General features: G+C 72.0%; 1 protein-coding gene. It reads left to right on the top strand.

What is annotated here, in order from left to right; all coding sequences use genetic code 11:
• Positions 1-5,830 (top strand): amino acid adenylation domain-containing protein (locus tag GA0115234_RS04895; protein WP_141718400.1); only part of this gene is annotated, 5,830 nt, incomplete at both ends.

The raw sequence follows: 5,830 nt of genomic DNA, 5'->3' as shown, positions 1-5,830 counted from the left end.
ACCGCTGGACACCCGCTATCCCGCCGACCGGGTCGAGCTGATCGTGGGCCGGTCGGGGGTCTCTCATGTGGTGACGGACCGGGACCCGGGTTCGTGGGCGGTGCCGGCGGGTGTGCGGGTGCTGGGGCCGGTGACGGGCGATGAGGGCGATTCCTCCGACCCTTCGGTGCCGGTGCATCCGGATCAGCCGGTGTACGCGATGTTCACCTCCGGCTCGACGGGCGTCCCGAAGGGCGTCGCCGTCACGCACCGCAATGTCGCGGACCTGGCCGCCCAGACCACGTACACGAACGGCAACCACACCCGGGTGCTGTTCCACTCGGCGATGGCGTTCGACGCCTCGACGTACGAGATGTGGGTGCCGTGGCTGAGCGGCGGCACTCTCGTCGTCGCCCCCGCCGGGCACCTGGACGCGGCCGCGTACGAAAGGCTGATCGCCGAACACGGGATCACCGCCCTCTGGCTGACCGCAGGGCTCTTCCGGGTGATGGCGGAGGAGGCCCCGGAGGCGTTCGCCGGGGTGCGTGAGGTGTGGGCGGGCGGTGACGTGGTCCCGCCGGAGGCGGTGCGCAGCGTCATGGCCCGCTGCCCGGACCTGACCGTCGTCAACGGTTACGGTCCGACGGAGACGACGACGTTCGCCGCCACCCACCGGATCCACCGTCCGCTGGACTACACGGGGGCCATCCCGATCGGGGAGCCGCTCGACAACCACCGCCTGTACGTGCTGGACGAGGGACTGCGACTGGTCCCGGCCGGCACGCCCGGCGAGCTGTACATCGCGGGAGCCGGCGTGGCCCAGGGCTATCTCGACCATCCGGCGCTGACCGCCGACCGTTTCGTGGCTGACCCGTACGGGCCGGCCGGTACGCGGATGTACCGGACCGGTGACCTGGTCCGCTGGAATCCCGAGGGCTCCCTCGAATACCTCGGCCGCGCCGACCAGCAGGTCAAGCTGCGCGGCTTCCGTATCGAACCCGGTGAGATCGAAGGCGCGTTGGCCGCCCACGGGAGCGTGGGCCAGGCGACGGTCGTGGTCCGGGAGGACCGGCCCGGCGACAAGCGCCTCGCCGCCTACCTCGTCGCCGCCGAAGGCGCCCGGATCGACACCGAGGCGGTGCGTCGCGAACTCGCCGGCGTACTCCCCGAGTACATGGTCCCCTCCGCCTTCGTCGTCCTCGACGAGATCCCGCTCACCGTCAACGGCAAGGTCGACCGACGCGCCCTGCCCGCACCGGAGTTCGGCAACGACGCCGCAGGGCGCGCGCCCCGGGGACCGGTCGAGGAGGTCCTGTGCGGCCTCTTCGCGGAGGTCCTCGGACTGGCCTCGGCCACCATCGATGACCACTTCTTCCACCTCGGCGGGCACTCCCTGCTCGCCACCCGCCTCATCAGCCGCATCCGCCAGACCTTCGGCGTCCAGATCACCGTCCGGGACCTCTTCCAGGGCCCGACGGTGGCTTCGCTCGCCGAGTACGTGGAAGCGGGCGGCGAGGCCGTGCGGCGGCCCGCACTCCGGGAGGCGGTCAGGCCCGACCGGGTGCCGCTCTCCTCGGCCCAGCAGCGCCTCTGGTTCCTGCACCATCTGGAGGGGCCCTCGGCGACGTACAACATTCCGCTGGCCCTGCGCCTCACCGGCGCACTCGACCACCAGGCGCTCCGGCTCGCCCTCACCGATCTGGTGGTGCGGCACGAGTCGCTGCGCACCCTCTTCGGTATGGCGGACGACGCCGCCTACCAGTGGCAGCTCCCGGCGGCCGAGGTCCGGGTGGAGCTGCCCGTCATCGCGGAGAGCGAGGCCGCACTCGAAGAGGAGCTCGCCGCACAGGCCGCCCGCAGCTTCGATCTGGAGTCCGAACTGCCCATCAGGGCCGTGTTGTTCGCGCTCGGTGACGAGGAACACGTCCTGCTGGTGGTGATGCATCACATCGCCTCCGACGGCTGGTCCACCACCCCGCTGCTGCGGGACCTGACGGCCGCCTACACGGCGCGCACGCAGGGCGCCGCCCCCGCGTGGGAGCCGCTGCCGGTCCAGTACGCCGACTACACCCTCTGGCAGCGGGAACTGCTCGCGGCGGACGGGGAACGGCAGGCGGAGTTCTGGCGCACCACCCTGGACGGGCTGCCGGACGAGGCCACCCTGCCGGCCGACCGCCCACGCCCCGCGGTCGCCAGCTACCGCGGCAACACCCACGGCGTCCACGTCCCCGCGGAGCTGCACGACGGGCTGACCAGGCTGGCCCGGGAGACCGGCAGCACGATGTTCATGGTGGCCCAGGCCGCCGTCGCCACCGCGCTGTCCCGTTCCGGTGCCGGGCACGACATCCCGATCGGCGCCCCGATCGCGGGCCGCTCGGAACAGGCGCTCGACGATCTGGTCGGCTTCTTCGTCAACACCCTGGTGCTGCGCACCGATCTGGCGGGCGCCCCGAGCTTCCGGGAGCTGCTGACCCGGGTCCGGGAGACCGACCTCGCCGCCTGGGCCCACCAGGACCTGCCGTTCGACCGGCTGGTGGAGACCCTCAACCCCGAGCGCTCCACCGCCCGGCACCCCCTCTTCCAGGTGGTGCTCACCCTCCAGGAAGCGCTCACGCCCACCCTCGAACTCCCGGGCATCTCCGCCGAGTCGGGCTTCACGACACTGGAGATCTCCAAATTCGACCTGACCTTCTCCTTCCATGAACACCGCACGGCGGACGGCCGTCCCGGCGGGCTGGACATCAGGGTCGAGTACGCCACCGACCTGTACGACGCCGCGACCGTCGAGGCGGTCACCGGCCGACTGGTCCGGCTGCTGGGCGACGCCGTCGCGCACCCCGACATCCCCGTCGACGACCTGGAGTTCATCGGCCCCGACGAGCGCCACCAGCTCCTGGAGGAATGGAACGGCGCGGCGACCGGCTCCTTCGGCGCCGGCCTCGCGGAACTGTTCGCCGCCCAGGCCGCCCGCACCCCGGACGCGATCGCCCTGGTCGACGGCGACCGGGAGCTGAGCTACGCGGAGCTGGACGCGGAGACCAACCGGCTGGCCCACCACCTCGTGGCGCTCGGGGTCCGGCCGGAGAGCGTCGTCGCCGTCCTGATGGAGCGGTCGGCCGACCTGCTCACCGGACTCCTCGCGGTGGTCAAGGCCGGAGGCGTCTACGCCCCGCTCAACACCGCGGACCCCGACCCGCGCCTGCTCCGGATCCTCACGGAGACCGCGGCATCGGTCCTGCTCACCGACCGGGCGCTGGCCGATCACCCGATCGTGGCCCGCACCACCGCCGAGACCGTCGTGCTCGACGGGACCACCGGTCTCGCCCACCTCCCCTCGACACCACCGGCGCCCCACGCCCACCCCGACCAGTGGCTGTACGTGATGTTCACCTCGGGCTCGACAGGGGTCCCGAAGGGCGTCGCGGTCACGCACCGCAATGTCGCGGACCTGGCCGCGCAGACCATGTACGCGAACGGCCACCACACCCGGGTGCTCTTCCACTCGCCGCACACCTTCGACGCCTCGACGCACGAGATCTGGGTGCCGTGGCTGAACGGGGGCGCGGTCGTGGTGGCGCCCCCCGGCTACCTCGACCCGGGCACCCTGGGCGGGCTGCTGACCGAGCACGGCGTCAGCTCGTTGTGGCTGACGGCGGGTCTGTTCCGGGTGATGGCGGAGGAGGTGCCGGAGGCGTTCGCCGGGGTGCGTGAGGTGTGGGCGGGCGGTGACGTGGTCCCGCCGGAGGCGGTGCGCAGCGTCATGGCCCGCTGCCCGGACCTGACCGTCGTCAACGGTTACGGTCCGACGGAGACGACGACGTTCGCCGCCACCCACCGGATCCACCGTCCGCTGGACTACACGGGGGCCATCCCGATCGGGGAGCCGCTCGACAACCACCGCCTGTACGTGCTGGACGAGGGACTGCGACTGGTCCCGGCCGGCACGCCCGGCGAGCTGTACATCGCGGGAGCCGGGCTCGCCCGCGGCTACCTCGGCCGGCCGGGCATGACGGCGGACCGCTTCGTCGCCGACCCGTACGGCCCGGCCGGTACGCGGATGTACCGGACCGGTGACCTGGTCCGCTGGAATCCCGAGGGCTCCCTCGAATACCTCGGCCGCGCCGACCAGCAGGTCAAACTGCGCGGCTTCCGTATCGAACTCGGCGAGATCGAAGGCGCGTTGGCCGCCCATGCGAGCGTGGGCCAGGCGACGGTCGTGGTCCGGGAGGACCGGCCCGGCGACAAGCGCCTCGCCGCCTACCTCGTCGCCGCCGACGGCGCCCGGATCGATGTGGCCGAGCTGCGCGGGCATGTCGCGGACGCGCTGCCCGAGTACATGGTCCCGTCCGCCTTCGTCGTCCTCGACGAGATCCCCCTCACCACCAACGGCAAGGTCGACCGGCGTGCCCTGCCCGCACCCCAGGTCTCCCACGCCACCAACGGGCGCGCCCCGCGCACCCCGCAGGAAGAAGTCCTGTGCGGCCTCTTCGCGGCCGTCCTCGGGCTGCCGTCGGTCACCATCGACGACCACTTCTTCCACCGGGGCGGCCACTCGGTGCTGGGCACCCGCCTGATCAGCCGCATCCGGCGCGCGTTCGGGGTCCAGCTCGGGGTGAAGGACCTGTTCCGGAATCCCACGGTGCTCGCCCTCTCGGAGTGCGTCACCGCGGGCAGTGGCGAACTGCCCCGGCCCGCGCTGGTGCCCGAGGAGCGGCCGGAGATCATCCCGCTCTCCTCCGCGCAGCAGCGGCTGTGGTTCCTCGACCAGATGGAAGGACCGTCCGCCACCTACAACATCCCGCTCGCCCTGCGGCTCAAGGGCCCCGTCGACCACCAGGCCCTCCGGCTCGCCCTCACCGACCTCACCACCCGCCACGAGGGCCTGCGCACCGTCTTCCCCACCCACGAGGGCACCCCCCACCAGCACATCCTGCCCCCGACCGACATCGACCTCCCCCTGATCACCACCACCGAGGAGCAGCTCACCGCACGACTGTCCGAGCTCTCCTCGGCCACCTTCGACCTGGCCGTCCAGCCGCCGATCCGCACCCATCTGCTCTCGCTCGGCGAGCAGGAACACATCCTGCTGGTGGTCATCCACCACATCGCCTCCGACGGCTGGTCCAACGGACCGCTCTTCCGCGACCTGACGGCCGCCTACACGGCGCGTACACAGGGCGCCGCCCCCGCGTGGGAGCCGCTGCCGGTCCAGTACGCCGACTACTCCCTCTGGCAGCAACGACTCCTGGGAAGCGACGAGGAACGCCAGCTCGACCACTGGCGCGAGACACTGGCCGACCTTCCGGAAGAGGCCACGCTCCCGGCCGACCGGCCCAGGCCGGCCACCGCGTCCAACCGGGGCACCACACACACCGTGCACTGCCCGGCCGACCTGCACGACTCGCTGACCTCGCTGGCCCAGGACACCGGCAGCACACTCTTCATGGTGGCCCAGGCAGCGGTGTCGACGCTGCTGTCGCGGTCCGGTGCCGGGCACGACATCCCGCTCGGCTCACCCGTGGCGGGGCGCACCGACCCGGCGCTCGATGACCTCGTCGGCTTCTTCGTCAACACCCTCGTCCTGCGGACCGACACCAGTGGGGACCCGAGCTTCCGGGAGCTGCTGACCCGGGTCCGGGAGACGGACCTGGCGGCGTGGAGCCACCAGGACCTGCCGTTCGACCGGCTGGTCGAGGCCCTCAACCCCGAGCGCACCACCGCCCGCCACCCCCTCTTCCAGGTCATGCTCACCGTCGGCGACATGTCCGCCGACGCCCCCGAACTCCCGGGGCTGGAAGCGGAGTACGAGTTCTCGAAGGTGGAGATCGCCAAGTTCGATCTGACCTTCGGC

It is taken from the genome of Streptomyces sp. DvalAA-43 (genome assembly GCF_900091725.1).
In the GTDB taxonomy this organism is placed as follows: domain Bacteria; phylum Actinomycetota; class Actinomycetes; order Streptomycetales; family Streptomycetaceae; genus Streptomyces; species Streptomyces pulveraceus.
This window is presented reverse-complemented; position numbering and strand designations above follow the sequence as displayed.